Source organism: Nocardiopsis sp. iso_238 (genome assembly GCF_056173325.1).
In genome coordinates, this window is record NZ_CM149668.1 from 3,328,700 (window position 1) to 3,353,151 (window position 24,452).

A 24,452-nucleotide genomic window follows, 5' to 3' on the forward strand; every position below is an offset into this window, starting at 1 on the left:
TGATGGTTCCACACCAGCCCCGGTGAATATCCGGACAGGGCGGTCATGCCCCACTCCAACCCCGGAACGGGCTCGGGCTACGGACAGCCGAAACCCGTCGACCACTTCCGGCGGACCGGCCCGCCGGTGACCGAATCCCAGGACGGCGCCAACGGCGACGGGCCGCCTCCCGCGAAGGGAGGACGGCCCGTGCGCTCTCGGCGGCGTCGCGGTCAGCGCGGCAGGCGCTCGGCCAGCCAGGCCTCGACGTCGGCGGAGGACCTCGGGAGCCCGGCCGACATCACGGTGCGGCCCTCCTCGGTCACCAGGACGTCGTCCTCGATGCGCACGCCGATGCCGCGCAGCTCCTCGGGGACGGTGAGGTCGTCGGGCTGGAAGTACAGGCCCGGCTCCACGGTGAGGACCATGCCCGGCTTCAGGTCGCCGTAGAGGTGGTTCTCCTGGCGGGAGACGGCGCAGTCGTGCACGTCCATGCCGAGCATGTGGCCGGTGCCGTGCAGGGTGTACCGGCGCTGGAGGCCCAGCTCCAGGACGCGGTCCACCGGACCCTCGAGCAGGCCCCACTCGACCAGGCCCTCGGCCAGCGCGCGCTGGGAGGCCTCGTGGAAGGCGGTGAAGGGCCGACCCGGGGCCACGGCCGCGATCCCGGCCTCCTGCGCCTCGTAGACGAGGTCGTAGACCTTGCGCTGGAGGTCGGTGAAGGTGCCCGAGACCGGCATGGTGCGGGTGACGTCGGCGGTGTAGAGGGTGGTGGTCTCCACTCCGGCATCCAGCAGGAGGAGGTCGCCCTCGCGGACCGGGCCGTCGTTGCGGGTCCAGTGCAGGGTGGTGGCGTTGGCTCCGGAGGCGGCGATGGTGCCGTAACCGACGTCGTTGCCCTCCACGCGGGCGCGCAGGAAGAAGGTGCCCTCCACGTAGCGCTCGGAGGTGTCCCTGGCCTGCGGGAGAGCCTTGGCGACGTCGCCGAAGCCGCGCACGGTGGCGTCCACGGCCAGCTGGAGCTGGGCGACCTCCCACTCGTCCTTGACGAGGCGGTGGTCGGCCAGGGCGACGCCGAGGTCCTCGTCCAGCTGCGCGGACTTGGCGCGGGCCTCGTCGTCGGCGTCGGCGCGCAGCTCGTCCACCAGGGCGTCGATCTCGGCGTCGTGGCCGCGCACCACACGGGTGGTGACGGAGGCGTCGGCGCGCAGGGCGGCGGGCAGCAGGCGCACGTCGGCGGTGGCCACGCCCAGCAGGTCGGCGGCCTCACCGAGGCTGTTGCGGCGGCCGGTCCACAGCTCGCCGTAGCCGCCGAGCCAGAACTCGCCGTTGTCGCGGTTGGAGCGCGGCTTGAGGTGGAGGACCACGTCGTGGCCGCCGTCGGCCTTCGGGGTGAACACGAGGCAGTTGCCGTCGGTGGTGTCACCGGTGAGGTAGGCGTAGTCGGTGGCGGCGCGGAAGGGGTACTCGGTGTCGTTGGAGCGGGTCAGGAGCTGACCGGAGGGGATGACCAGCCGGTCGCCGGGGAAGGCGGCACTGAGCGCGGCCCGGCGGCGGGCCGTGTGCTCGGCCTGCTCGACCGGTTCGAGGTCCCGCAGTTCGGTGTCGGCCCAGCCGGTGGTCATCCACGCCGCGAGCTCGTCGGAGACCGACTGCGCCTGGCCGTTCTTGCGCGGCCTGAACACGGGGGCGTCGACCTCGGCCTCGGGACGCTGCTGCTCGCTCACGTTGTGACTCTCCAAGTGTTCGTCGAAAGGGTGCGGGGAGCGGGGACCGCTGGTGGCGGCCTCCTCATCATCGTACGGGGGCGTTCGTACCCTTGTCCGCACGCCGGACATAGCGCTCCCCATAACGTCCGGACCAGCGCCGGCAGGCCCGTGCGTCCGGGGGTCAGGCCAGGTCGTGGGCGAAGGGGATGGCCTTCGGGTAGGGCAGGTCCTCCACGGTGGCGGGGTCCACCCAGCGGTAGCCGATCCGCTCGTACAGGGCGACGGCCTCGGGCTGGGAGGGGCCGGTGAACAGGACGACCCGGGAGTAGCCGAGGTCGCGCGCGGCGCCCTCCAGCGCGTTCATGATCCGTCGGCCCAGACCGCGCCGCCGGTGCCGGGCACTGGTCCACACACGCTTGAACTCGACGGTGTCGGCCTGGCTCGCGCGGTCCCGGCGGTACGGGCGCAGGGCTCCCCCGGCCACGACCTCCCCGTCGAGCTCGGCCAGGACCAGGCAGCCGTGCGGGGCGACGAACTCGGTGACCGGGTAGCGGCTGAGCTCGGTCGCGGCGCCCTCGGCGCCGTAGCGTTCGGTGTACTCCTCCAGGAGTCCGGCGAGCAGCCCCTCCACCCGGGGGTCGTCGTGGGCCACACGCAGCATGCGCACGCCGTCGGTGTCGGCTCCGGTGGCCGTCTCGGTGTTGGTCTCGGTCATGGTTGCTCGGGCGTGCGGGCACCAGCCTCCGGCTGGGCGGGAGACGCCCGCCTCCTTCCTTGTTCGGGCCCACTCGGGGGACGGTTGCGAGGCGGACGGGCACGCACGGCCCCGGAACACCCCGTTTGGGCCCGACCGGCCCTTCCCGGCTAGTGTTCGACCATGTCAGTCAGCGAACGCACCCTACTGGGGCCCGGTCCGAGCAACCCCTACCCGGAGGCGACTCTGGGCCTGGCGGCCCCGCTCCTCGGGCACCTGGACCCCGAGTTCATCACCCTGCTGGAACGCACCTGCGAGCGGCTGCGTTCCCTCTGGGGCACCGAGAACCCGCTCACACTCCCGCTCTCCGGCACCGGCTCCCTCGGGATGGAGACCGCCTTCGCCAACACCGTGCACCCCGGTGACGTCGTGGTCGTGGCGGTGAACGGCCTGTTCGGTGAGCGGATGTGCGAGGTCGCCGGGCGCTACGGCGCCGAGGTGGTCCGGGTCGACCACGAGTGGGGCCGACCCGTGGACGTCCGGCGCGTCCTGGACGCCCACCCCGCCCCGAAGCTGGTGGCGGCCGTGCACGCGGAGACCTCCACCGGCGTGGTCAGCGACATCGGCGCCCTGGGCCGGGCCCTGCGTGAGCGGTCCGACGACACCCTGCTGCTGGCGGACTGCGTCACCTCGCTGGGCGGCATGCCGATGTCCCTGGACGAGTGGCGGGTGGACATCGCCTACTCCGGCACCCAGAAGTGCCTGGGCGTGGCTCCGGGGCTGGCGCCCTTCACCTTCTCCGAGCGGGCCTGGGAGCGCAGGGTGCAGGCCCCGCCCGTGTGGTACGTGGACCTCGGCCTGCTCGGCGCGTACGTGCGCGGCGGCCCGGGCGGGCGCGCCTACCACCACACCGCCCCGACCGCGATGGTCGCCTCCCTGGACGCCGCGCTCGCGCGGATCGAGGAGGAGGGCGTGGACTCCGTCTCCGCCCGCCACGAGGCGGCTGGTGCGCGCCTGCGCGAGGGCCTGCAGGAGATGGGCCTGGAGCTGTTCGCCGCCGAGGGCCACCGGCTGTCGCAGCTGACCTCGGTGCGCGTTCCCGACGGGGTGGACTCGGGCAAGGTCCGTGAGCGGCTGCTGCGCGACTACGGCCTGGAGATCGGCGCCGGTGTGGGCCCCCACGCGGCGACGGTGTGGCGGATCGGTCTGATGGGCCACAACGCCCGTCTGGACCGCGCCGAGCTGGCCCTGAGCGCCCTGCGGCGCGTCCTGGAGCGCTGACCCCGGGTACGGGTCCCGACGCGGGGGTCGGCGTGTTCGTCCGACCTACTCGGCGTTGGGCCCGTACCTGTTGTCGTGGTCGCGCGGGTCGTCCGGGTCGGAGATGCTCCCGAGCGTCACCGCGACGGGCGGCAGCACCATGGCGACCAGGCACATCGCCACCGCCCAGCCCGTGCCGAACACGTAGTACACGGGGGTGGCGCCGACGAACAGCACCAGGCACGTCCCCATGACGAGCGCGTACCGGATCTTCCTGCGTTTGACCATGTCACCTCCGGTGGACCGATGGTGAGGTCGCCCCCTCAGTCCACGTTAGCCCGCGGTGTCGGGGAGGGTCGAGGCCCGGTTCCGGGGACGGTGCCCCGGAGCGGCCGGGGGTCGGCGGTGCGGCGCGCCGCGCGCAGGCCGTCCTCCACCCGGTACCCGGCCGCGAGGAGCCGCCGTCTGGCCTCGTTCGCGCTGCGCACGGTGGCCTCGTCGAAGATCCGGTCGTAGTGGCGCTCGGGCACCCGGTTGAGCCCCGAGCGCAGCGCCCGCAGGCCCACGGTGGCCGCCGTGTCCGCCCCGGGGACCTCCGGAAGCGTCCCGTAGGCCCTGCGCGCCCACCGGGGCAGGGTGGCGTACGACAGGGCGCCGACCGGGAACCAGAGGGGCCTGAGCGGCGTGAGCCAGGCGAGCCGTTCGGGGAGGCTGGGCCACAGCAGGAACCGCACCGCCCGCCGGGCCTCGGGGGTCACGCGCAGGCTGGGCCGGACCGCCGCCAGGTAGCGGCGCATGGCGGCGACGTCGCGGGGGACGTCTCCGGGTGAGAGGCCGACCAGGGTGGCGGTGTGCGCCTGTTCGTCGAGGTAGCGGTCGCGGTCGGCGGCGCTCAGTTCCACCCCGGCACGGTGGCAGGTCTCCAGGTAGGAGCTGACCTCGGCGCAGTGCACCCACACGAGCAGGTCGTGCTGGTCGACACGGTGGAGTCGGCCGCTGACGGGGTCGGTGAAGCCCAGCGCGCGGTGGACGCGGCGCACGTGCCGCCCGAGGGCCTCGGCCTCGGCCAGGCTGCCGTAGGTGGTGACCGCCACGAAGTGCGCGGTGCGCATCAGGCGCCCGGTGGGGTCGGAGCGGAAGTCGGAGCGCTGCCAGACCCCCTGCATGGCGATCGGGTGCAGCGCCTGGAGCATGAGCGCGCGCACGCCCGCCACCCACATGGAGCGGTCCAGGTGCACCCTCCAGGTGACGCTCTCGGGAGCGGCGACCGTGGGCCTCATCCTGCCTCCTTCGGGGGGTACGGTGCGCTCCCCTCCGCGCCACCGGTCGATCCCCCTCCCCGGCCCGGGCAAACCCAGGCCTGACCCGGGATTGGTCGAACCGGGAGCTGGGGGGCGAGGAGAGTGGAGGGAGAGGCACCCGTGAGTCCGACGTGCCTACTGAAGTTCCCAGCGGAAAGGGGCCCGCACCATGTCTGTCAACACCAGCGGCACGGAATTCGACATCGACGTGTTCCGGCGCGCCGTCGAGGACGGTGACACCGACACCCTCGTAGGCCAGTTCGCGGAGGACGCGGACATGGAGACCGTCGACCGCCGCACCCCGCCCAGCGCACCCACCGTCCTGCACGGACGCGCGTCGATCGAGGAGCAGATCCGACAGGTCTACTCGATGGACCTGGACCACGAGGTCCTGGAGTGCGTGACGGACGGCGACCACGCCGCCTACACGGAACTGTGCACCTACCCGGACGGCCTCGCCGTCAGGAGCATCTCCATGCTGGACCTGGAGGACGGCCGGATCGTCCACCAGTCCATGGTGCAGGCCTGGGACGAGGAGTCCCCGGGCGCCGTGCGGATCGGTGACTTCGACGCCTCCGACGAACGCATGGAGTTCGACCACGGGCACGCCGAGTCCGTGCACCTGGGCGGCCAGAGCCTCAACCGCCTCACCCTGGAACCGGGGTGGCGCTGGAGCGAGCACATCGGCCCCGCCGCGGGCACGGACCTGTGCATGGCCACCCACTCGCTCACCCTGCTGAGCGGAACCATGCGGTTCCGCACCTCCGACGGCTCCGAAAGCGAGCTTCGGGCGGGCCAGGTGGCGTTCGTACCGCCCGGTCACGACGCCTGGGTCGTGGGCGACGAGACCGTGGTCGTCGTGGACCGGTCCATGGACGGTTGAGCGACCGCCTCCGGGTTCAGTCGGCCTGCGCGCGAAGGAAGGCCAGGACCGCCTGGACCCGGCGGTGCACGTCGTCGTCGGGCGGCAGGTCGAGCTTGGCGAGGATGTTGCCCACGTGCTTGCCGACCGCCGCGTCGCTCACGACGAGCTTGCGGGCGATGGCCCCGTTCGAGTGCCCCTCGGCCATCAGCTCCAGCACCTGCCGCTCCCGGGCGGTCAGGCGTTCCAGCGGGTCGGAACTGCGGCGCAGCAGCTGCCGGACCACCTCGGGGTCCACGAAGGTGGCGCCCTCCACGACCCTGCGCAGGACCGAGGCGAACTCGCGGACGTCCCCCACCCGCTGCTTGAGCAGGTAGCCCACGCCCTTGCCGTCGCCGGAGTCGAGCAGGTCGGTGGCGTAGCTGAGCTCCACGTACTGGCTGAGTGCCACCACCGCCAGCCCCGGGTCGACCTTGCGCAGCCGCACGGCGGCGCGCAGGCCCTCGTCGGTGAAGTCGGGGGGCATGCGGATGTCGGTGACGACCAGTCGGGGCCGGTGTTCGGTGACCGCCTCGACCAGGGCGTCGCCGTCCTCGACCGCCGCCACCACGGGGAAGCCGAAGCGCTCCAGGACGCCCACCAGGCCCTCCCGCAGGAGCACGCCGTCCTCCGCGAGCACGGTGGGTACGGGGGTCACGGCGTCGGGTTCGCGGGGATCGGACCGCACGGCAGCTCCACTCGGATTCGGGTCGGCCCGCCTTCGGGGCTCGTGAGTCCCATTGTCCCGCCCATGACGGCGACCCGGTCACCGAGTCCGGTCAGCCCGCTGCCGTGGGCGGCGTCGGCCCCGCCGACGCCGTCGTCGGTGACCTCCACAGTGAGGACGGCGGTTCCGTCCCCCCGTGCAGTGCCGGGGGCTCCGGCCGTCGCGGCCCTGGGGTCTCCGGGTGCCAGGTGGGCGCGCACGGTCACGGCGTCGGCCCGGGCGTGCTTGTAGACGTTGGTCAGTGCCTCCGCGACGACGAAGTAGGCGGTGCCCTCCACGTGCGGGGGCAACCGGTGCGGGATCGCGGTCTCCACGGTGACGGGGACCGGGCAGTGGTCGGCCAGTTCCTGGAGGGCGTCGCGCAGTCCCCGGTCGGTGAGCACGCGCGGGTGGATGCCGCGCACCAGTTCGCGGAGCTCGGTGATGAGGTCGTCGACCTTGGTCTGTGCGGCCGCCACACGGAGATCGGCCGGGGAGCCCTCGTCCAGGTCCACGCGGGCCATGCCCAGGTCCATGCTGAGCGCCACGAGACGCTGCTGGGCGCCGTCGTGCAGGTCGCGTTCGATCCGGCGGCGCTCGTACTCGAAGGCGTTGACCAGACGGGCGCGGGACTCGGTGACCTGGTCGAGTTCGGCGCGGAGCACCTCCTTGGGCGGTCCGACCAGCAGGGCCCGGGCGATCACTCCGTGGCCGTAGGACATGAGCCCGCAGGCGTAGAGGAGGAGGGCGGCGGTGAACGGGGCGGCGAAGGCGTAGGGAAGGGCCTCGGACGGCGTGGTGAGGGTGGTCCAGCCGAGGGCGATGGGGCCCTCGTTCTCGTCGAGCAGCAGGACGGGGCCCGCCGCCAGGACCGCGGTGACCACCGACAGCGTGAAGGTCACCAGCAGGGTCAGGCCGAAGACCGGGAACATGACGGCGGCGTAGGCGACCTCGCGCCAGGTGGCGGCCTCGGAGTAGCGGGTGCGCACCCAGCCCCACAACCCCGCCGGAGGGGGCCGGTGCCCGCTGCGGTTCTCCTCCGGCATCACCAGGTACAGGCGCCGACGCTCCAGGGCCCCCAGGGGGATGGCCACCAGCGGCGCGAAGCAGAGCACCGTGAGCAGCCCGAACAGGAACCACGACGCCTGCCCGCCGGCGTCGTGGCCGTTCCCCAGCCGCGCCACGAACACGGCCCAGGGCGCGTACACGGGCATCGCCGCGACGACCAGCGTTCCCCCGACGACCAGGGTGGTGAGCGAGTAGGCCAGGGACCGCCACGGCCAGGCCGAGAGCAGGTACCGGGGGCTGGCGAGCCACTGGAGCAGCGTACTCGGCCCTCTGCGACGGACGTTCGGGGAGATCATGCCCCCAACGCTAGGGCGCGGCGCGGGGCGGGGACATCCGCCGGGCCCACCGGTTCGGGGTAGGGACGGCACTACCGGTGAACTGGGGCTGGACCGACGCGCGCCCGGCCCGTCCGGGGGCGATAGGGTGGGACGACGTGAGCGCGAAACCTGTGATCCCCGATGTCCTGGCCGCCCGCTACGCGTCCGCGGAGCTGACCCGGCTGTGGTCCCCTGAGTACAAGGTGGTCGCCGAGAGGCGGCTGTGGCTGGCCGTGCTCCGTGCCCAGGCGCGTCTGGGCGTGGACGTCCCGGCCGGAGTGGTGGAGGACTACGAGAAGGTCCTCGAACAGGTCGACCTGGCCTCCATCGCCGCGCGCGAGCGGGTCACCCGGCACGACGTGAAGGCCCGGATCGAGGAGTTCAACGCCCTCGCCGGTCACGAGCACGTCCACAAGGGCATGACCTCGCGCGACCTCACCGAGAACGTCGAGCAGCTCCAGGTCCGCGACAGCCTGCTGCTGGTGCGCGACCGCGTGGTGGCGCTGCTGGCCCGGCTCGGCCGGCTCTCCGCCGAGTACGGCGAGACGGTCATGGCGGGCCGTTCCCACAACGTGGCCGCGCAGGCCACCACTCTGGGCAAGCGGTTCGCGTCGATCGCGGACGAGGTGCTGGTGGCCCTCGGGCGCCTGGACGAACTGATCGCCCGGTACCCGCTGCGCGGGATCAAGGGCCCGGTGGGCACCGCCCAGGACATGCTGGACCTGCTCGGCGGCGACCGTGCGGCGCTGGACGCGCTGGAGGACGAGGTCGCCTCCCACCTGGGCTTCGAGCACCGGTTCACCAGTGTGGGCCAGGTGTACCCGCGTTCGCTGGACTTCGAGGTGCTGACCTCGCTGGTGCAGCTGGCCGCCGGTCCGTCCTCGCTGGCCAGGACGATCCGTCTGATGGCCGGGCACGAACTGGTCACCGAGGGCTTCGCCGAGGGCCAGGTGGGCTCGTCCGCGATGCCGCACAAGATGAACACGCGTTCGTGCGAGCGGGTCAACGGCCTCACCGTGATCCTGCGCGGGTACGCGTCGATGACCGGTGAGCTGGCGGGCGACCAGTGGAACGAGGGCGACGTGTCGTGCTCGGTGGTGCGCCGGGTCGCGCTGCCGGACGCGTTCTTCGCCTTCGACGGGCTGGTCGAGACCATGCTGACGGTGCTGGACGAGTTCGGTGCCTTCCCCGCCGTGGTCTCCGCGGAACTGGACCGCTACCTGCCGTTCCTGGCCACCACCAAGATGCTGATGGCGGCGGTGCGCGCCGGGGTGGGCCGCGAGACCGCGCACGAGCTCATCAAGGAGCACGCGGTGGGCTCGGCTCTGGCCATGCGGCAGGAGGGCGTGGGCAACCAGCTGCTGGACCGGCTGGCCGCCGACGAGCGCTTCCCGCTGGACCGCGCCGCCCTGGACGCGCTGCTGGCCGACCGGATCACCTTCACGGGGGCCGCCGCCGACCAGGTGGCCGCCGTGGTGGCGCGGATCGAGGAGATCACCTCCGCCCGTCCGGAGGCCGCCGCCTACACGCCCGGTTCGATCCTGTAGGTCCGTACTCCGTCGGGGCTCGGGTGGCGCGTGGCGCCCCCGGGCCCCTTCGTGGTTCCAGGGCCGTCGCGGGCGTCAGGCGGGTTCGGGCCCGGCGTCCACCGCCGTGGGGAGTTCGGCGCTCAGTCGCCACCCGCCGTCCGTGGTCACCTCGGAGGTGAGTCGGCCCTCCAGCGCGCCCACCCGCTCCCGTAGCCCGGACAGCCCGTACCCGCTCGCGGGCGGCGGCACGAGGTCGCTCGGCGGTTCCGCGTTGGTGACCTCCACGGTCAGGGTGTCCGCGCCCAGCTGGAGGGTGACGGTCACGTCGGCCCCGGGCGCGTGCTTGGCGGCGTTGGTCACGCCCTCCTTCACCACCTGGAAGGCGGCGCGCTGGACGGCGAGCGGGAGGTCGTCCACCCCCGGGAGCCCGTCCCGGAGTTCGACGGCCATCCCCGCCTCGCGCCACTCGTCGAGCAGTTCCCGTACCCGTTCCAGGGTGGGCTGCGGCTGCGCGGGTGCGGGCCCGGAGGGCTGTTCTCGCAGCACACCGAGGATGTCGCGCAGCTCCCCCAGGGCCTGGCGTCCCGTCCCCCGGATGAGCCCGGCGGTCTCCAGGGCCCGGGGATCGCTGGTGGAGACCTCCAGACCTCCCGCGTGCAGGACGATGAGGCTGACCCGGTGGGCGACGACGTCGTGCATCTCGCGGGCGATCCGGTTGCGTTCGGCGCTCACCGCGCGCTCCGCGAGCAGGTGCCGCTCCCGGTCGAGCCGTGCGGCCCGCTCCCTGAGCCCGTCCACCAGCTCGCGGCGGGTGCCCACGTACAGCCCGAGTGCCAGGAGCAGCAGCACGGCCATCACGCCCATGAACACGATGTCGGGGGCGTTCCGGAAGGCCAGCACGATCCCGGCGGTGTAGGCCAGGGACCACGCCACCGGGGAGACCGGCCCCCTGGCGTGGACGGCGTGGGAGTAGACCGCCACGAGCACCGGGATGACGTTGCCGAACCCCACGAGCAGCAGGAGCGCCGACCCCAGCAGCCACAGGGGCCGGGTACGCCGTACCAGCATGGTCGCCGTCACGCCCAGCACGGGGAGCCCGTAGTACAGCAGCCCCGGCAGCTCGGGCCCGTAGCGGGCGGATTCGGCCTCGAAGAACTCCCCCGTCCAGGCTCCGGCCAGGCCCCAGCCGTCCATGGACTGGATCTGGAACTGGAGGGTCAGGAGCACGGTCCCCAGCGCGTACAGCCAGTCGGCGACGGTCCAGCGCCACTCGCGTCGGCGGAGGGGGTCCAGGCCGCGCCATCGGGCGAGGCAGCGGCTGGGGTGAGGGATCCGGGTGCGCATGTGGGCTGAGTGTAGGACGCCTGCCCCCGTGTCCGGACCGTGGGACGGTTCCCCTCGGCGCGTGCCCCCCACGAAAGTGGGGGGCGGGACCGACCATGGACACGCGGTGGTGGTCTCCGCCCGGTACTTCGGAGACACCGAGGTTCCGCCTCCAGACTCATGCCCGGAGGCGGTGGCCGACCGTAGCATGACGGCGACTCCGCGAGACCGGGGCGTGCGGCACTCCCTCCGCGCCCCTCGCGGAGGCCCACCACCCACCCCCACGAGCGGAGACCCCCGTGCCCCTTGGACGAAGTACGACCCTGACCGCCCTGTCGGGACTGCTGCTCACGACCGGAGCGGTCCCGGCCGGTGCGGTGCCCGCCCCGGAACCGGACTGGCGGCTCTGTTCGGAGGTGGCCGCCGGTTGGGACGAGGACGACGAACGCACACTCTGCGGGACCGTGACCGTGCCCCTCGACCACGACGACCCCGAAGGCCGCACCATCGAGATCGCTGTCACCCGGATCCCCGCCGCCGGGGAGAACACCTATCCGGTGCTGTTCAACCCCGGAGGGCCGGGACAGCAGGGTGTGACCATGCCCGGGCGCATCCTCGACAGTGAGGCGGGGGACCTGGGCCTGAGGCACGACCTCATCGGATTCGACACGCGCGGCGTCGGCCACAGCGCGGCGCTGGAGTGCGACGACGACTACGCCGCGATCGATCCCTCGCCCGAGCAGGACGCGGAGGAGCGGGCGCGCGCACTCGCCGAGGAGCACGCCCGGATCAACGCGGAGTGCCACGCCAACGACCCGGAACTGGTCGAGTCCCTGACCGTGGAGAACGTGGCCCGGGACATGGAACTGATCCGGCGGGCGCTGGGCGCGGAGAGCATCGGCTACTACGGGGTCTCGTGGGGCACCCTGCTGGGCTCGACCTACCGATCCCTGTTCGACGACCGGGTGGAGGCCATGCTCCTGGACTCGGTGGTGTCCCCGGACACCAGCGTGTCCCGGCTGGAGGAGGGCCAGGCGGAGGCGGGTGAGGAGGTCTTCCACCGGTTCACCGACTGGGTGGCCGAGCACGACGCGGAGTACGGCCTCGGCACGGAGGGCGGCGCGGTGCGGGAACGGGTGCTGGAGCTCCGCGACGAGCTGGCGGAGGACCCCCGGACCGCACCCGACGGAACGGTGGTGAACGACGACACCGTGACGGCGCTGCTGCCCACGCCCGAGCGCGAGTGGCCCGACAACGCGGCCGCCCTGGTGTCCCTGCTGGACGGGGGTGTCCCCGAACTGGGGCAGCCCCGCGCCGAGGGGTTCGGGTGGGACACCGAGACCGACGGGGGCACCTTCTTCGCCCAGATGGCGCTGCTGTGCAACGACTCCGAGAGCCCGCGCGACTTCGACCGGGTGTGGCAGAACCGGACCGAACGGGCCGAGCGGCTGCCCGCCATGGGCACCCTGGGCTTCTACGAGCACCTGTGCGTGGGCTGGCCCACGGCGGGCCGGGCGCCGGAGCTGAGCCAGGGGGAGAGCCCGCTCCAGCTGGTCGGCCACACCCGTGAGATGGTCACCCCCCACCGCTGGGCCCTGGACATGCGCGAGGTCGTCGGCGGCCGGGTGCTGAGCGTGGAGGACGACGGCCACGGCACACTGTCCGACCTGCCGTGCGCGGAGACGGCGGTGGAGTTCTTCGAGAGCCGTGAGGCGGTCACCGACACCTGCGCGGGCACCGCTCCGCCCACCCCCTAGGCACGGCCGGTGTGCCCTCCCGTTTCTCGGGGAGGGCAGGCCGGTGTCCGGCGTCAGTCGGCGCCCAGGTCGCGCAGCGCGCGTTGCCAGCGGCGTCGGCGTTCGTCGAGGGGCATCTCCCACCAGGGGGTGCCCCTCTCCCCCAGCCCCTCCTTGGCGCGCCGCACGTTCGCCCTGGCCTGCCCCTCGGCCTCGGCGTCACCGGTGCGCAGGGCGGCGGCCACGCCCCGGCGGGCCTCCATGAGGAGGTCGACCAGGCGCTGGCGCACCGGCTCCGGAAGCTCCGGGTCGCTGGCCCGCCACCTTCGGCCCCTGACGACGACGTGGCGTCCGTCGGGGGTGGGTTCGGCGTCCGACATGCCAGGAACCTGCCCCCGACCGGCAGCCACCAACCGGAGGACTTCCCGGCCCATCGGTATGACGCAGTTCACTCGGGCTTACACTGGGTCTGAAAGTTAACACCTATTACGGTTGAGGGCGTCGGCATGCGCGACATGCCGGACGCACGAGCGTTGGCGCCCTCGACCCCCGGAGCTCCCCATGACCGACCCCACCTCGTTCGGCACCGCCCTGACCACGCTGGCGGTCATCGCGGCGATGGTGATCGCCTTCGGCCTGGCCGTCCTGTCCGACATGGCCATGCGCCGACGCGAGGACCGCGCGGCCTCCGCCGACCGGCGCACCACCGACGGCTGACCCGTTCCCGGACACCTTCGAGGTCGAGCTCTTCGTGGTCTCCGCCGACCTGCCCCCCGGGGAGATCGGTGACTTCAGCCCGACACCCGCGCCGATCCAGGGTGTGTACCCGTTGGCGCTCCGCCTGAGGCCAGGGCCAGGTGAGAGGCCCTGCGGCGCGGGCCTCTCACTTCGGCCCCTCCCCGCCTCCGCACGGCTAGGGTGACCACGCGTCCACCGTTCACCGACGCGCCCGCCCATGGAACATCCCCACGGCAGGAGTCCCCGTGCGCTTCTCAGGTCCGATCCCGCAGCGTGTGGTCCGGCCCGTCAACCGGTGTGTGATGGCGCTGCGCGCCTCACCCCGCTGGGGTCGGCCGCTGCGTCGACGCCTGACGGTGGTCACCTACACCGGCCGGAGGTCGGGGCGCGCGTTCTCCACCCCGGTCGCCTACCGGCTCAGCGGTTCGACGGTGACCATCGGCGTCGCCCTGCCCGAACGCAAGCGGTGGTGGCGCAACTTCACCGGCGAGGGCGGCCCCCTCTCCCTGGAGCTGCCCGACGGGGTGCGGTCCGGGCACGCCGTGGCCAGCACTGACCGGCGGGGCGGGGTCACCGTCACCGTGCGTCTGGACGACTGAGCCCCGTCAGTCCACCGAGGTCAGCCGTGTGAACAGGGCCGGGTCGACGTTGCCGCCCGAGACCACCGCGACCGTGGCCTCCGGTCGCCCCGGCACCGTCTCCACCTTCCCCGCCAGTACCGCCGCCGTGGCCAGCGCCCCGCTGGGTTCGGAGACCAGCCGGGCCCCGTGGGCGAGCTCGGACACGGCCCGGGCGATCTCCGCCTCGGAGACCGTGACGATCTCGTCCAACCGGGCCGACAGGTGCGCGAAGGTGCGTTCGGACAGGCAGACGCGCACCCCGTCGGCCATGGTCCGGTGCGTGCGCTCCGGTTCCCAGGTGACCAGGCGCCCCTCACGCAGACTCTCGGCGGCGTCGGCGGCCAGCTCGGGCTCCACGCCGACCACGCGCACCCGGGGGTGCACCGTCGAGGCGACCGTGGCCACGCCGGAGGCCAGACCTCCCCCACCGACCGGCACCACGATGGTGGTGACCTCGGGCGACTGTTCCAGGATCTCCAGACCCACGGTGCCCTGACCGGCGATCACCCGGGGGTCGTCGAAGGGCGGGATCAACGCGCGGAGCTCGCGGTCGCGAAGCTCGGTGGCGGTCGCCAGGCGTTCGGCGGGCGGCACGGTCACCACACGCGCACCGTAGCCGCGGATCCGGTCCACCTTGACCGCCGGGGCGCCCTCCGGCACCACGACGGTGCAGGGCACCCCCTGGCGGGCGGACGCGAGGGCCAGCGCGAGGCCGTGGTTGCCCGAGGAGTGCGTGACCACCCCGCGTTCGCGCTGGACCGGGGTGAGCTGGGCGACGGCATTGGTGGCGCCGCGCAGTTTGAAGGCGCCGGTGGGTTGCAGGCTCTCCGGTTTGAGAAGGAGGTCCGTCCCGTGGGGGCCCGCGGTGAGGGGGGTGCGCACCACGTGGCCCTGGATCCGGGTGGCTGCGGCGCGGACGTCGTCGGCGGTGACCAGTTCCATCCGGAGGGTATGCCCGCCCCCACCACCGGCACACGGGATAATCGGCCGTGATGCGTACCGAATACACCCCCGTCGCCCTGCCCGGCCGGGACTTCTACAAGCTGATGTCGTCGGTGGTCCTCCCGCGCCCGATCGCGTGGGTCTCCACCACCTCCGAGTCCGGCGTGGACAACCTGGCGCCGCACTCCTTCTTCACGATCTCCTGCACGGAACCGCCGATCGTGCAGTTCACCTCGGTGGGGCGCAAGGACTCCCTGCGCAACGCCGAGGCCACCGGTGAGTTCGTGGTCAACCTGGCCACCGAACCGCTCCAGGACCTGGTCAACGCGACCGCGACGGACTACCCGCCGCACCTGAGCGAGTTCGACGAGCTGGGCGTCGAGCGGGAGGCGAGCACGACGGTGCGGCCGCCCCGGGTGGCGGCGTCGCCGGTGGCGCTGGAGTGCGCCCTGCACTCCACGCTGCGTCTGGGCGACTCCACCGTGGTGTTCGGCCGGGTCCAGAACGTGGCCGTGGACGAGTCCGTCCTGGTGGACGGCCTTCCCGAGGTCACCCTGCTGCGTCCGATGGCGCGGCTGGGGCGCAACGAGTGGTCCACCCTGGGCGAGGTGCGGGCCGTCGACCGCATCCCCTACACGCCCTGAGCAACCGGTGGAGCGAAGTCGAGCAGTTGTCCGCGGGGGCGAACACGCACCTCTCCCTCAGGCCTCACCTCACGAATACCTGACAGACGAAGGAACGCCCATGCTTCTGCCCGCACTGGTGGCTCTCTCCCACGGGGAACTGACGGACGAACGGCTGAACCAACTGCACGACATGCTCCAGCTCCAGCGGGGAACGGCCCGAACCGAGGGCCACGGCGCCGCGGCCAGTATCGCCCACCGCCGGTTCACCGACGAGACGGGGAACCAGCTGGTCCTTGACCTGGGCCGACTGGATGACGACGGGTGGATCTTCGCCCTGTACTTCGACGACGGGCGGCCCTCACCCGCCACTGTGGAGGCGCACCGCGCCCTGTTCCGCGGGTTGACGGAGTGGTTCGGGCTGGAGTTGGTCGAGATCACTCCGGCGGCGACTGCGGACGAGGTCCACGTCATGTCGGTCCCGCCCGTGGCCCTGGCCGAGGACGGCGTGGGTGTGACCTGGGACTTCTCCTACGACCGCCTGGAGCAGCTCTGGTCCCACGTGGGGCTGGGCCGGGACGCTCCGCGTGAGGTCAAGGAGGTGAGGCTACGCGCCCTGATGACTCTCCCGATCTGGGCGGTCGCCCCCGAACCACTCCGTGGCGAGGCCGAGCGGTTCCTCCGCGAGGGCTGACGACCCACCCCGCCCAGGGAGCCGGTCAGACGGTGAGGTCGGCCTCGGGGGCGGGCAGGGTGGGGAGGAACGGGGCCACGGGCGCGGGGTCGCCGCCGGTCCAGTCCATGGCCAGGATCTGCCGGACGCTGCGCCGTCCGGTGACCGCCCGGGCCAGCTCGTAGGCCGTGCCGCGCAGGGTGAGACCCGGGTCCGCTCCGAGGCTCCACTCCTGACCGGTGTCGGTGGCGAGCACGAGCACGCCGGGGCCGTCGGCCGACCAGGCCTTCGCCAGCCCGCCCAGCGGGAAGTCCGCGAGCTGGTCGGCGTCCTCGGTCCGGGCGGCCAGCCCCAGGGCTCCCCGCACGTCGTTCTCGTGGTGCCACAGGTCCAGGGCGAGCAGGCCGTAGCGCCTGCGCGTCTGGGTCCGAAGCAGCTCCAACAGGGCGGGGGCGCCCTCGCGCCACTGGTCGGTGATGGCGCCGATGTCCAGGTGGGCGCGGTCCGCGACCTGGCGCGCCGTGACCTCGTCACCGACCGGCGGGGTGACGGCACCGCTCACCACGTCCGCGCCGAGCCCGGTGACGTGGGCGTACACCTGCTGGACGGTCCAGTCCGGGCAGGCGGGCACGACGGTGGCGAGCTGCTCCCGGTCGAGGGTGGGGGCCAGGTCGAGGAGGCGGTCCTGGCAGTTCTGGTAGATGCGCGCGGAGTCCATCGACCCAGGTTACCTAACAGCGTTAGGAACGGGGAGGCGGGCCCGGCACCGGACCCGCCTCCCCTGGTCGTCACCCGAAGACGACGTCGGAGCAGTTGTAGAAGGCCTCGGGACTGTCGGAGCGTTCCCAGACCGAGTAGACGACGTGGCGCCCCTCGCGGTCGGGGAGGTCCACGTCCCAGTAGTACTCGGCGCCCGCCTCTCCCCCGCTGCGCAGCGGGGGGTCGACGACCTCGTCGACCAGCTCAAGGTCGTCCCAGGTCAACGGGGAGTTCGGGTCCCAGTCGTCCACCGTGACGTAGGTGAAGAAGGTCCCCGGGTGGGGAGCCCACGCGTTGTGGTGGAACTCCACCGTCGTGTTCGGCTGCAACGGGGTGGACGGCCAGTCGGTACGGGCCGCGTTGAAGGCGGCGAACTGCTCGGTCGGACCGCACAGCTCCCCGTCGGCCACGAACTCCCGGTGCTGACCGTCGGAGTCGCTGATCAGGTTGCCGAACCAGTTCCAGAAGGCGTAGTCGCCGCCCTCGTCGAGGGCGTCGGCGCAGGCGGCGTTGACGGGCTGGAGGGCGCCCCCGGAGCTGCCGCCGGTGGCGTCCTGGAAACAGGCGTAGGTCCGTGAGGCGGGATAGGTGAAGGCACCGTGGGCCTCGGCCGGGCTGGGCGCGGCGACGACGGCGTAGCCGACGGCCAGGCCTCCGAGCGCCAGGGTGGTGGTGATGGTGTGACGTGATCGCACAGGTCTCTCCTCCTGTGTTGGGGGGAACCCGACCGCGCGCGGTACGCGGCCGGGGCTCTTACGTACGTGCGCGTGATCCGGGTTCCGCGCCGTACACGGGGGCCCGGAGCGAGGTCTCGACGATGCCGTCGGGCCCGTGGAAGATCCGGTCACCCCAGGGGGTCAGGGAGTCGACGTCGAAGTCCTCGACCATGTCCAGGTAGGCGACCTCGTCGCCGTTGCCGCTCCAGGACCAGCCGACGTATCCGAGGCCGAGGCGTTCGGTGTGGCGCATGATCGCGTCCTCGTCCGGGTCGCCGTCACTGTGGTCGAACCCGAACTCACCGACGATGAGGGGCAGACCGCGGTCGGTGAAGGACTCCAGGTAGTCGACGATCACCGACTCCTGTTCGTAGACGCCGTACATGTGGATGGAGAACACGGTGTTGGCGTGGGGGTCGGAGTCGAAGACGCCCTGGGCGCCGTCGCGCATGGTGTGCGTCCAGTCCTGCCCCCAGTTGGGGGCGTCGACGACCAGCGTGTGCTCGAGGCCCGCCGCGCGCAGGCGCTGGATCGCCTCCGAGGTCGCGGAGGCCCAGGACGCGTTGGTCGCCTCGTCGTTGCCGAAGGGTTCGTTGGCGATGTTGACCAGGACGTGGTCCTCCTCCCCCGCGATCGCGTCCTGGATCCGGAGCCAGTAGTCGACGGCCTGGTCCAGTGTCGCGGCCTCGGGGTCCTCCCCGTAGCCGGTGGTGTCGTGCACCTCCAACATGCAGATGAGTCGGTTCTCCTTGCAGTCGTCGACGATCGCGGCGACGTCCTCGGCGTCGTTCTCCTGCCAGCGGTCGCCGCTGCTGAGGACCACGCGGACGGTGTTGGCGCCCAGCGAACCGATGTCGGCGAGGGCTCCGGTCTGGTGGGTGTACCAGGCGTGCGGGTGGCTGACCCCGCGGATGACGAAGTCGTTCCCGGCCGCGTCGACGAGGCGTCCGTCGCTGACGCGGAACCCGGTGTCGGCGTGGGCGGGGATCGTGTGGACGAACAGCGCGGCCGCGAGCGCGAGGACCGCGGCGAGGGCGAGTGTCAGGCGTTGCTTCACGAGGGCTCCGTTCGGGAGGGGTGGCCCTGCCGGGCGCCCGCCGCCGGGGGGTCGCGGCGGGCGCCCGGTCACCGGGGCCTCCTACTGGACGGGCGGGTACGCGTTGGCCAGCAGCTCCTGGAACTGCGCGGAGAACCAGTGGCCGGAGACGGGCGCGTCGGGCAGAGCGCCGCTCATGTTGTGGCCGTTGCGCGGGTTCCCCTCATAGGTGGGGTCGCACATCCGGTCGAACCCCTTGCCCTCGTCGTTGGGGATCTCGGTGCTGGAGCCGTCCGACTCACCCGGGGGCTTCATCCACACGTAGGCGTCGATCCCCGGCTCGGGCGCGGTGGTGGGCCGCTCGCCGAGCCCGGCACCGGACTGGTTGCACCAGTTCCCGGACTGGATGCGGCGGTCGAAGCGGCCGCCGTCGACGTAGGCGTTCACGTCGGTGGTGGGTCCGGCGCTGGTGGGCCGGTCCGCGCCGCCCCAGCCGTTGCGGGAGGTGTCGATGAGCATCCCGATGCCGGGGTCGAACCCCTGGGAGACCAGCTCGGCGCGCAGGGCCTGGGCGAAGGAGAGCTCGTCGACGTAGTTGTTCCAGTCCACCCAGGTGGACTGGCGCACCGGCGTGCCGTTGACGGTCTCACCGATCGCGAAGTGCTCCTCCTTCAGGGCCGAGTAGTTGGCGGTGTTGGCGATGAAGCCGTGCACGTCGTCGGGGGTGGCCCCGTTGGCGTTGGCGGCCTCGTGGAACAGGGCCGCGGAGGGTGCGAAGTTGTCCTCCCAGCCGATCCAGCCGTGGTGGCCGGCGTCCACGTAGTTGTAGACGTTGTCGATCGCGCCGAGCTGGGCCAGCGCGTAGCCGACGCCGTTGACGTAGTTGCCGTTGGCCAGCATGACGTCGCACTCGGGGGTGGCGGTGTCCCGCGGGGAGACATTGGTAATCAGATTGGGCAGCGAGTCGATCTCGATCGTGGTGACGATCCGCAGGGAGGTGTCCTCGTAGTCGCGCAGGATGTCCGCGATCGGGTCGATGTACTCCGACTGGTAGCGGTCGATCTCGTCGGGTCCGAGCTCACCGTTGGAGGCCAGGGCGGCGCAGTCGCGTCCCGGCAGGTTGTAGACGACCAGCTGGAACACCAGCGGTGCTCCGTCGGCCTGTGCGACGGCCTCGTCGAGGTGGTCACGCAGGCCCATGTCACCGGTGGTGGGGCTGTCGTTGCCCTCGATGGCGCTGATCTGGTCCATCCAGACGCCGGTGGGCTCGTCCGCGACGGCCTCACCACCGGGTTCGGCCGCGGCGTTGGCGGACCAGATCGGGTTCACGTAGACGTCGGCCCCCACGTAGGGGTTGTCCACCCGTGCGATGGAGGCGGAGCCCTCGTCGGCGGTCGCGGGGGCGGCGGTGAGTGCGGTGGTCACGCCCAGGAGCAGGGCGGAGGCCGTGGCGAGTGCGCGCCGCGGCACGGTCGGGTGCGGGTTGGGTCTGCTCATCTTCGTTTCCTCGCGTAGGGGGGTGCCAAGGAGTGAGCTTGCGAAGGGCGTCGCACGGGCCAAGGGGGCGGCAGCGCGACGCGGTGTGCGGACTCGGCCGGGTGGAAACCCCCGCCGGTCCGTCGTGCACCTGTCGGTCGGAGTGCGGTCCGGACCGCGAGCCCGGGGCGCCACCCGCATTCGGGAGCGCTCCCATGCTTCGCTTCCCGGAAAGTTAACACCATTGAAAACCCACTGCAACGGGTGACGGGCAGAAAACTCTGCGGAGCTTCCGCCCGCCTCAGGGATGCGCTGGTCCCGCCGCTCGGCCGCGTATGTTCACCGCGCCGTCGGCCTACGGAGCCCCGTGACCTCCGCCAGCGGCGTCCCCACCCCGGCCGCCCAACTGCGCCGACACCCGCGCGGCCACGGCGGCGACCTCCGGCCCCAGCCTGCGCACCCGCGCCACGGGCAACTGACTGACCAGCGAGGACACACTGATCGCCGCGACGGGGTCCCGGTTGTGGTCGAAGACCGGCGCGGCCACGCAGCGCACCTCCGGCTCGTTCTCACGGTCGTCGATCGCGTACCCCCGCTCCCGCACCCGGCGCAGCTCCTCGGCCAGGACTTCCGGATCGGTCACCGTCCGCGTGGTGACGGCGGGCAGCCCCGCCGCCACCACGTCGGCCACCAGGTCGTCCGGGCTGAACGCGAGGATCGCCCGCCCCACCGCCGTACGGTAGGCGGGCATCCGCGCGCCGATCCGCGAGGCCATCCGCACGGTCGCGGCGTTCTCGACCTTGTCGACGTAGACGACGTCGTGACCGTCCAACAGCACCAGGTGGCAGGTGTGCCCCGTGTGGCGCATGAGGTCGCGCAGATGCTCAGAGGCGACCGAGCGCAGGTCCATGTGGTCCAGGTAGGACTGCCACAGCAGCAGCGCGGCCGTGCCCACACGGAACCGCCCGGTACGCCGGTCCCGGGTGATCAGGCCGTACTCCACCAGCGGCACGGACAGGCGCAGCACGGTGCTCTTGTTCACGCCCAGGCCCTCGGCCAGTTCGGTCAGGGAGGTGCCGCCGCGCTCGGGCGGGGTGGAACGGACCTGCTCCACCACCGCCAGGGCGCGGCGCAGCGACGCCGAGGAGTTGCGCCGGGGGCCGGACTCGGGGCTCACCCCTTGACCGCCCCGCCCAGGCCGTTGGCCAGCCGGTGCTGCACGAACAGGAAGAACACCAGGACGGGCAGGGTCATCAGGACCGAGCCCGCCATAATGCCGCCCCAGTCGTTCTCGTCCGGCTTGAACAGGGACAGCAGGGCGATGGGAAGCGTCTGGTTCTCCTGCGCGGAGATGATGAAGGTGCGGGCGAACAGGAAGTCGTTCCACGTCATGATGAACGAGAAGATACTGCACGCCACCACGCCGGGGGCGACCAGCGGGAAGAGCACCCGGGTGACGAAGGTGAGGCTGCCCGCGCCGTCCAGCCACGCCGCCTCCTCCAGCTCCCGGGGCACCGACGCGACGAAGCTGCGCAGCATCCACACGGCCAGCGGGATCGCGAACGCGGTGTGCACGAGCATGAGCGAACCCAGCTGGTTCAGCCCGATCCCCGGGATGCTGTACCCCAGGGTGCGCATCAGGAAGAACAGCGGGATGGTCAGCGCCTCCACCGGCACCATCTGCGCCGTCAGCACCATGACGAGCAGGGTCGTGCGCAGCCTGAAGCGGTATCGGGTGAGTGCCACCGCCGCCAGGAAGGCGCACAGGGTGGACACGGTCACGACCACGACCGCCACCAGCACGCTGTTGAGCAGGTACTGCCCGAAACCGTCGATCAACAGCACCCTGCGGAACGACTCCAGGGTCGGTTCGAGCGTGTAGGGGGTGGGATCGCCGGCCTCCAGGGCGGCCCTCGGCTTGAGCGCGGAGAGCAGCATCCAGTAGAGCGGCAGGGCGACGACCAGCGCCACCAGCAGCCCGGCGACGTCGTTCCTGAGTCTGCGGAGCGTCACAGTACCTCCCCTTGGCGGCGCAGCGCGCGCAGGTACACGAGGGTGATCAGCAGCAGGAGCAGGGTGGTGATCACGCCGATCGCCGATCCCAGGCCGTACTGCCCGGAGGCGAACGCCTTCTGGTACGCGTACACGTTGAGGACCAGGTTCTGTCCGGCGATCCCGCCGCCCCCGGTCATGACGTAGATCTGGGTGAAGATCTTGAAGTCCCAGATGATGGACTGGATGGTGACGATGGTGACGGCCGGGCGCAGCATCGGCAGCATCACCGACCACGCGATCCGGGACGTGGAGGCTCCGTCCAGCCGGGCGGCCTCCACGACCTCCTCCGGGATGGCCCGGATCCCCGCGTAGAGCGTGACCATGACGAACGGGAACGAGCACCACACCACCTGGGCGCCGACCAGGGCGAACGCGGACCACTTGTCGTAGGTCCACGAGTGCCCGGAGAAGTCACCGAGGCCCAGCCAGGTCAGGGCCTGGTTCACCGGCCCCAGGGTGGGGTCGAACAGGTGCAGCCACACGGCGCTGCCGGTGACGGCGGGGGTGGCCCACGCGCCCAGGGCCGCCAGGAAGAGCACCGTGCGCACCCAGGGGGTCAGCCGGGTGGCCAGTACCGCGAGCGCGCCGCCCACGGCGAGGGTGCCGAGCACACAGGCGGCGGCGAAGCCGACCGTGTTGAGCAGCACCTCCCAGAACTGGGGGTCGCCCAGGAGTGCGCGGTAGTTGTCCCAGCCGACGAACTCCAGGGGTTCGGCGCCGGTGACCTGGGGCTGGCGGTAGTCGAAGAACGACACCAGGACCAGCTGGTAGAGCGGGTAGACGAGCATGACGCCCAGCACCAGCGCGGCGGGCACCAGGTACATCCAGGGTTCGACGCGGCGGCCCCGGGAGCCCGGGGGGCGGCCGGTGGGGCGCCGTACGGCGGGGGCGGAGACGGGGGGTCTGGCGTCCACGGGCGTCACTCTCCCCCGAACGCGTCGTCGAGGGCGCGCGCGGCGTCGTCGGTGGCCTGGTCCACGGTGGTGTTCCCGGCCGCCACCCGCTGCACCATGCTGGGCAGGATCCCCTCGGCGTCCACCGTGGCCCAGGCGCCGGTGACGGGAACGAACCGTGTCCCGGCGTCGATGGTCTCGACGAACGGGGTGATCTCCTCGTCGGAGGCGGCCAGCTCCTCGCGGACGTCGGTGTAGGCGGGCAGGTTGCCCATGGCCTCGTACATCTTCAGCTGGTACTCCTTGCCCGCCAGGAGCTTCACGAACTCCACGGCGAGGGTGCGGCGCTCGGTCCCGGCCAGGACGCCGAGGTTGTTGCCCCCGGCGAAGGCGGGGGCGACGGTGCCGGGTTCGGTTCCGGGCAGGGGGACGACCGCGGCGTTCTCGGCCACGTCGCTGTCGCGCAGCGCGTTGAGGTTGAAGTTGCCGCCGATGGTCATGGCCGCGTTCCCGGCGAGGAAGTTCTGCACGGAGGCGTCACCGGTCAGCTGTGAGCAGGTCTGGGGCGGGCAGACGTCGTCGGAGAGGATCCGCCCGTACAGCTCCAGGCCCCTGCGGGACTCGGCGGAGTCGATGGTGGCGGCGTAGGTGTCGCCGCGCGGTTCCGCGATGTCGCCGCCGTGCGCCCACACGAACGGCATCATGGCGTAGGTGTAGGCGCCGCCCGCGGAGATCCCCAGCATGCCGGGGTGGGCCTCCCGTACGGCGCGGCCGGTCTCCACGACCTCCTCCAGGGTCTCCGGGACCTCCAGGTCGAGCTCCTCCAGCACGTCGGTGCGGTAGAAGAGGGCGCGGGCGCCGAGGAACCAGGGCACGCCGTAGGAGGCACCGTCCACCTGCGCGGTGGCGGCGACGTCGGCGGCGATGTCCTCGTGCGGCTCCCAGTCGGCGAGGTCCTCGGTGAGGTCCACGAACCCCGCCGACTCGACGTATCCGGCCAGGTCGGTGTTGCCGTACTCGGCCACGTCGGGGGCGGAGCCCGGGTCGAGGAAGGCGCCCTGGAAGCGCTCGGCCCGGGTCTCCACGGGGATGTACTGGACCTGGACGTCGACCCCGTCGTGCGCGGCCTCGAACTCCGCGACGGCCGCGTCGACGACCCGTTCCTTCGGGGCCTGGTCGACCTCGGAGAAGAGCCAGACGCGCAGGGTGCCGTCCGGTTCGTCCACACCGGAGGCGGCCCCGGTGGTCTGTAGGGGCGCGCAGGCGGTGGTCAGGGCCGCGAGTCCGAGGAGCGCGCACAGGCGCGCGGGGGTAGTGAGTCGCATCGAAACTCCCCAGGTCGGAGGTAGGGAAAGCGGTAACCGACCCATCGGTGGGATGACTCTAGGGACGCGCTCG

At 72.2% G+C, this 24,452-nt stretch carries 23 protein-coding genes and 2 pseudogenes; 8 read left to right on the forward strand and 17 right to left on the reverse strand.

Annotated features, from left to right (window positions below; genetic code table 11):
• Positions 1-212: 212 nt before the first annotated feature.
• A complete protein-coding gene (locus AC0VYL_RS14950) occupies positions 213-1,706 on the reverse strand; it encodes an aminopeptidase P family protein (RefSeq protein WP_475453452.1) in 1,494 nt (497 codons plus the stop codon).
• Positions 1,707-1,869: 163 nt separating this feature from the next.
• A complete protein-coding gene (locus tag AC0VYL_RS14955; RefSeq protein WP_475480501.1) occupies positions 1,870-2,403 on the reverse strand; it encodes a GNAT family N-acetyltransferase in 534 nt (177 codons plus the stop codon).
• A gap of 162 nt (positions 2,404-2,565) precedes the next feature.
• Between AC0VYL_RS14955 and AC0VYL_RS14960 the strand changes: the two genes are divergently transcribed.
• Positions 2,566-3,663 carry a pyridoxal-phosphate-dependent aminotransferase family protein gene (locus AC0VYL_RS14960; RefSeq protein ID WP_475480502.1) on the forward strand — a complete coding sequence of 366 codons (1,098 nt, stop codon included), beginning with the start codon at positions 2,566-2,568 and terminating at the stop codon, positions 3,661-3,663.
• Positions 3,664-3,708: 45 nt separating this feature from the next.
• Here the strand turns inward: AC0VYL_RS14960 and AC0VYL_RS14965 are convergent, their stop codons facing one another.
• Positions 3,709-3,930 (reverse strand): DUF3099 domain-containing protein, encoded by a 222-nt coding sequence (locus tag AC0VYL_RS14965; protein WP_475453459.1) that lies wholly within the window; start codon positions 3,928-3,930, stop codon positions 3,709-3,711.
• Positions 3,931-3,965: 35 nt separating this feature from the next.
• On the reverse strand, positions 3,966-4,922 hold the full coding sequence (locus AC0VYL_RS14970) for an oxygenase MpaB family protein (RefSeq protein ID WP_475480503.1): 957 nt from the start codon (positions 4,920-4,922) through the stop codon (positions 3,966-3,968).
• Positions 4,923-5,112: 190 nt separating this feature from the next.
• On the opposite strand from AC0VYL_RS14970, the gene AC0VYL_RS14975 reads away from it, so the two are divergent.
• A complete protein-coding gene (locus AC0VYL_RS14975) occupies positions 5,113-5,826 on the forward strand; it encodes a nuclear transport factor 2 family protein (protein WP_475480504.1) in 714 nt (237 codons plus the stop codon).
• 16 nt (positions 5,827-5,842) lie between these two features.
• On the opposite strand, the gene AC0VYL_RS14980 is transcribed toward AC0VYL_RS14975, so the two are convergent.
• Together AC0VYL_RS14980 and AC0VYL_RS14985 are read right to left on the reverse strand one after the other, a co-directional pair.
• Positions 5,843-6,532 carry a response regulator gene (locus AC0VYL_RS14980; RefSeq protein WP_475480505.1) on the reverse strand — a complete coding sequence of 230 codons (690 nt, stop codon included), beginning with the start codon at positions 6,530-6,532 and terminating at the stop codon, positions 5,843-5,845.
• Complete coding sequence (locus tag AC0VYL_RS14985; protein WP_475480506.1) at positions 6,499-7,914, reverse strand: sensor histidine kinase; 1,416 nt, start codon at positions 7,912-7,914, stop codon at positions 6,499-6,501. Before AC0VYL_RS14985 ends, AC0VYL_RS14980 begins: the two co-directional genes overlap by 34 nt.
• 137 nt (positions 7,915-8,051) lie before the next feature.
• On the opposite strand from AC0VYL_RS14985, the gene purB reads away from it, so the two are divergent.
• Positions 8,052-9,482, forward strand: a complete 1,431-nt coding sequence (gene purB / locus AC0VYL_RS14990) for an adenylosuccinate lyase (RefSeq protein ID WP_475480507.1) — start codon at positions 8,052-8,054, stop codon at positions 9,480-9,482.
• 75 nt (positions 9,483-9,557) lie between these two features.
• On the opposite strand, the gene AC0VYL_RS14995 is transcribed toward purB, so the two are convergent.
• Entirely contained in the window at positions 9,558-10,808 is a 1,251-nt protein-coding gene (locus tag AC0VYL_RS14995) for a sensor histidine kinase (RefSeq protein WP_475480508.1), read from the reverse strand.
• A gap of 278 nt (positions 10,809-11,086) precedes the next feature.
• Between AC0VYL_RS14995 and AC0VYL_RS15000 the strand changes: the two genes are divergently transcribed.
• Positions 11,087-12,544, forward strand: a complete 1,458-nt coding sequence (locus AC0VYL_RS15000) for an alpha/beta fold hydrolase (RefSeq protein ID WP_475480509.1) — start codon at positions 11,087-11,089, stop codon at positions 12,542-12,544.
• Positions 12,545-12,597: 53 nt separating this feature from the next.
• Here the strand turns inward: AC0VYL_RS15000 and AC0VYL_RS15005 are convergent, their stop codons facing one another.
• On the reverse strand, positions 12,598-12,903 hold the full coding sequence (locus AC0VYL_RS15005; RefSeq protein WP_475480510.1) for a hypothetical protein: 306 nt from the start codon (positions 12,901-12,903) through the stop codon (positions 12,598-12,600).
• A gap of 181 nt (positions 12,904-13,084) precedes the next feature.
• On the opposite strand from AC0VYL_RS15005, the gene AC0VYL_RS15010 reads away from it, so the two are divergent.
• Both AC0VYL_RS15010 and AC0VYL_RS15015 read left to right on the forward strand, forming a co-directional pair.
• Positions 13,085-13,240, forward strand: a complete 156-nt coding sequence (locus AC0VYL_RS15010; RefSeq protein WP_475453485.1) for a hypothetical protein — start codon at positions 13,085-13,087, stop codon at positions 13,238-13,240.
• A 266-nt stretch (positions 13,241-13,506) separates the two neighbouring features.
• On the forward strand, positions 13,507-13,860 hold the full coding sequence (locus AC0VYL_RS15015; protein ID WP_475480511.1) for a hypothetical protein: 354 nt from the start codon (positions 13,507-13,509) through the stop codon (positions 13,858-13,860).
• 6 nt (positions 13,861-13,866) lie between these two features.
• On the opposite strand, the gene AC0VYL_RS15020 is transcribed toward AC0VYL_RS15015, so the two are convergent.
• Positions 13,867-14,823 (reverse strand): threonine ammonia-lyase, encoded by a 957-nt coding sequence (locus tag AC0VYL_RS15020; protein ID WP_475480512.1) that lies wholly within the window; start codon positions 14,821-14,823, stop codon positions 13,867-13,869.
• Positions 14,824-14,873: 50 nt separating this feature from the next.
• On the opposite strand from AC0VYL_RS15020, the gene AC0VYL_RS15025 reads away from it, so the two are divergent.
• The gene (locus AC0VYL_RS15025) at positions 14,874-15,467 is read left to right on the forward strand and encodes a flavin reductase family protein (protein WP_475453492.1); all 594 of its coding nucleotides are present in this window, start codon (positions 14,874-14,876) and stop codon (positions 15,465-15,467) included.
• A gap of 100 nt (positions 15,468-15,567) precedes the next feature.
• Entirely contained in the window at positions 15,568-16,140 is a 573-nt protein-coding gene (locus AC0VYL_RS15030; RefSeq protein ID WP_475480513.1) for a hypothetical protein, read from the forward strand.
• A gap of 25 nt (positions 16,141-16,165) precedes the next feature.
• Here AC0VYL_RS15030 and AC0VYL_RS15035 read toward each other — a convergent pair whose 3' ends face one another.
• The 8 genes and pseudogenes from AC0VYL_RS15035 to AC0VYL_RS15070 all read right to left on the reverse strand — a co-directional run bounded on the left by AC0VYL_RS15035 (position 16,166) and on the right by AC0VYL_RS15070 (position 24,379).
• Positions 16,166-16,837, reverse strand: a complete 672-nt coding sequence (locus tag AC0VYL_RS15035) for a maleylpyruvate isomerase family mycothiol-dependent enzyme (RefSeq protein WP_475480514.1) — start codon at positions 16,835-16,837, stop codon at positions 16,166-16,168.
• Between the two features lie 76 nt (positions 16,838-16,913).
• Positions 16,914-17,573 (reverse strand): annotated as a pseudogene (locus tag AC0VYL_RS15040) (lytic polysaccharide monooxygenase auxiliary activity family 9 protein); the annotation flags it as partial.
• Positions 17,574-17,631: 58 nt separating this feature from the next.
• Positions 17,632-18,651: a glycoside hydrolase family 5 protein gene (locus tag AC0VYL_RS15045; protein WP_475480515.1), complete on the reverse strand. Its 1,020-nt coding sequence runs from the start codon at positions 18,649-18,651 to the stop codon at positions 17,632-17,634.
• 81 nt (positions 18,652-18,732) lie between these two features.
• Positions 18,733-20,003 (reverse strand): annotated as a pseudogene (locus AC0VYL_RS15050) (glycoside hydrolase family 6 protein); the annotation flags it as partial.
• A 458-nt stretch (positions 20,004-20,461) separates the two neighbouring features.
• Positions 20,462-21,283, reverse strand: a complete 822-nt coding sequence (locus AC0VYL_RS15055) for an IclR family transcriptional regulator (protein WP_475480516.1) — start codon at positions 21,281-21,283, stop codon at positions 20,462-20,464.
• Complete coding sequence (locus AC0VYL_RS15060; protein ID WP_475453507.1) at positions 21,280-22,119, reverse strand: carbohydrate ABC transporter permease; 840 nt, start codon at positions 22,117-22,119, stop codon at positions 21,280-21,282. The genes AC0VYL_RS15055 and AC0VYL_RS15060 overlap by 4 nt, the downstream gene beginning before the upstream one ends.
• Positions 22,116-22,985, reverse strand: a complete 870-nt coding sequence (locus tag AC0VYL_RS15065; protein WP_475463081.1) for a carbohydrate ABC transporter permease — start codon at positions 22,983-22,985, stop codon at positions 22,116-22,118. Before AC0VYL_RS15065 ends, AC0VYL_RS15060 begins: the two co-directional genes overlap by 4 nt.
• 95 nt (positions 22,986-23,080) lie before the next feature.
• Positions 23,081-24,379 carry an extracellular solute-binding protein gene (locus tag AC0VYL_RS15070; RefSeq protein ID WP_475480517.1) on the reverse strand — a complete coding sequence of 433 codons (1,299 nt, stop codon included), beginning with the start codon at positions 24,377-24,379 and terminating at the stop codon, positions 23,081-23,083.
• Between the last annotated feature and the right edge of the window lie 73 nt (positions 24,380-24,452).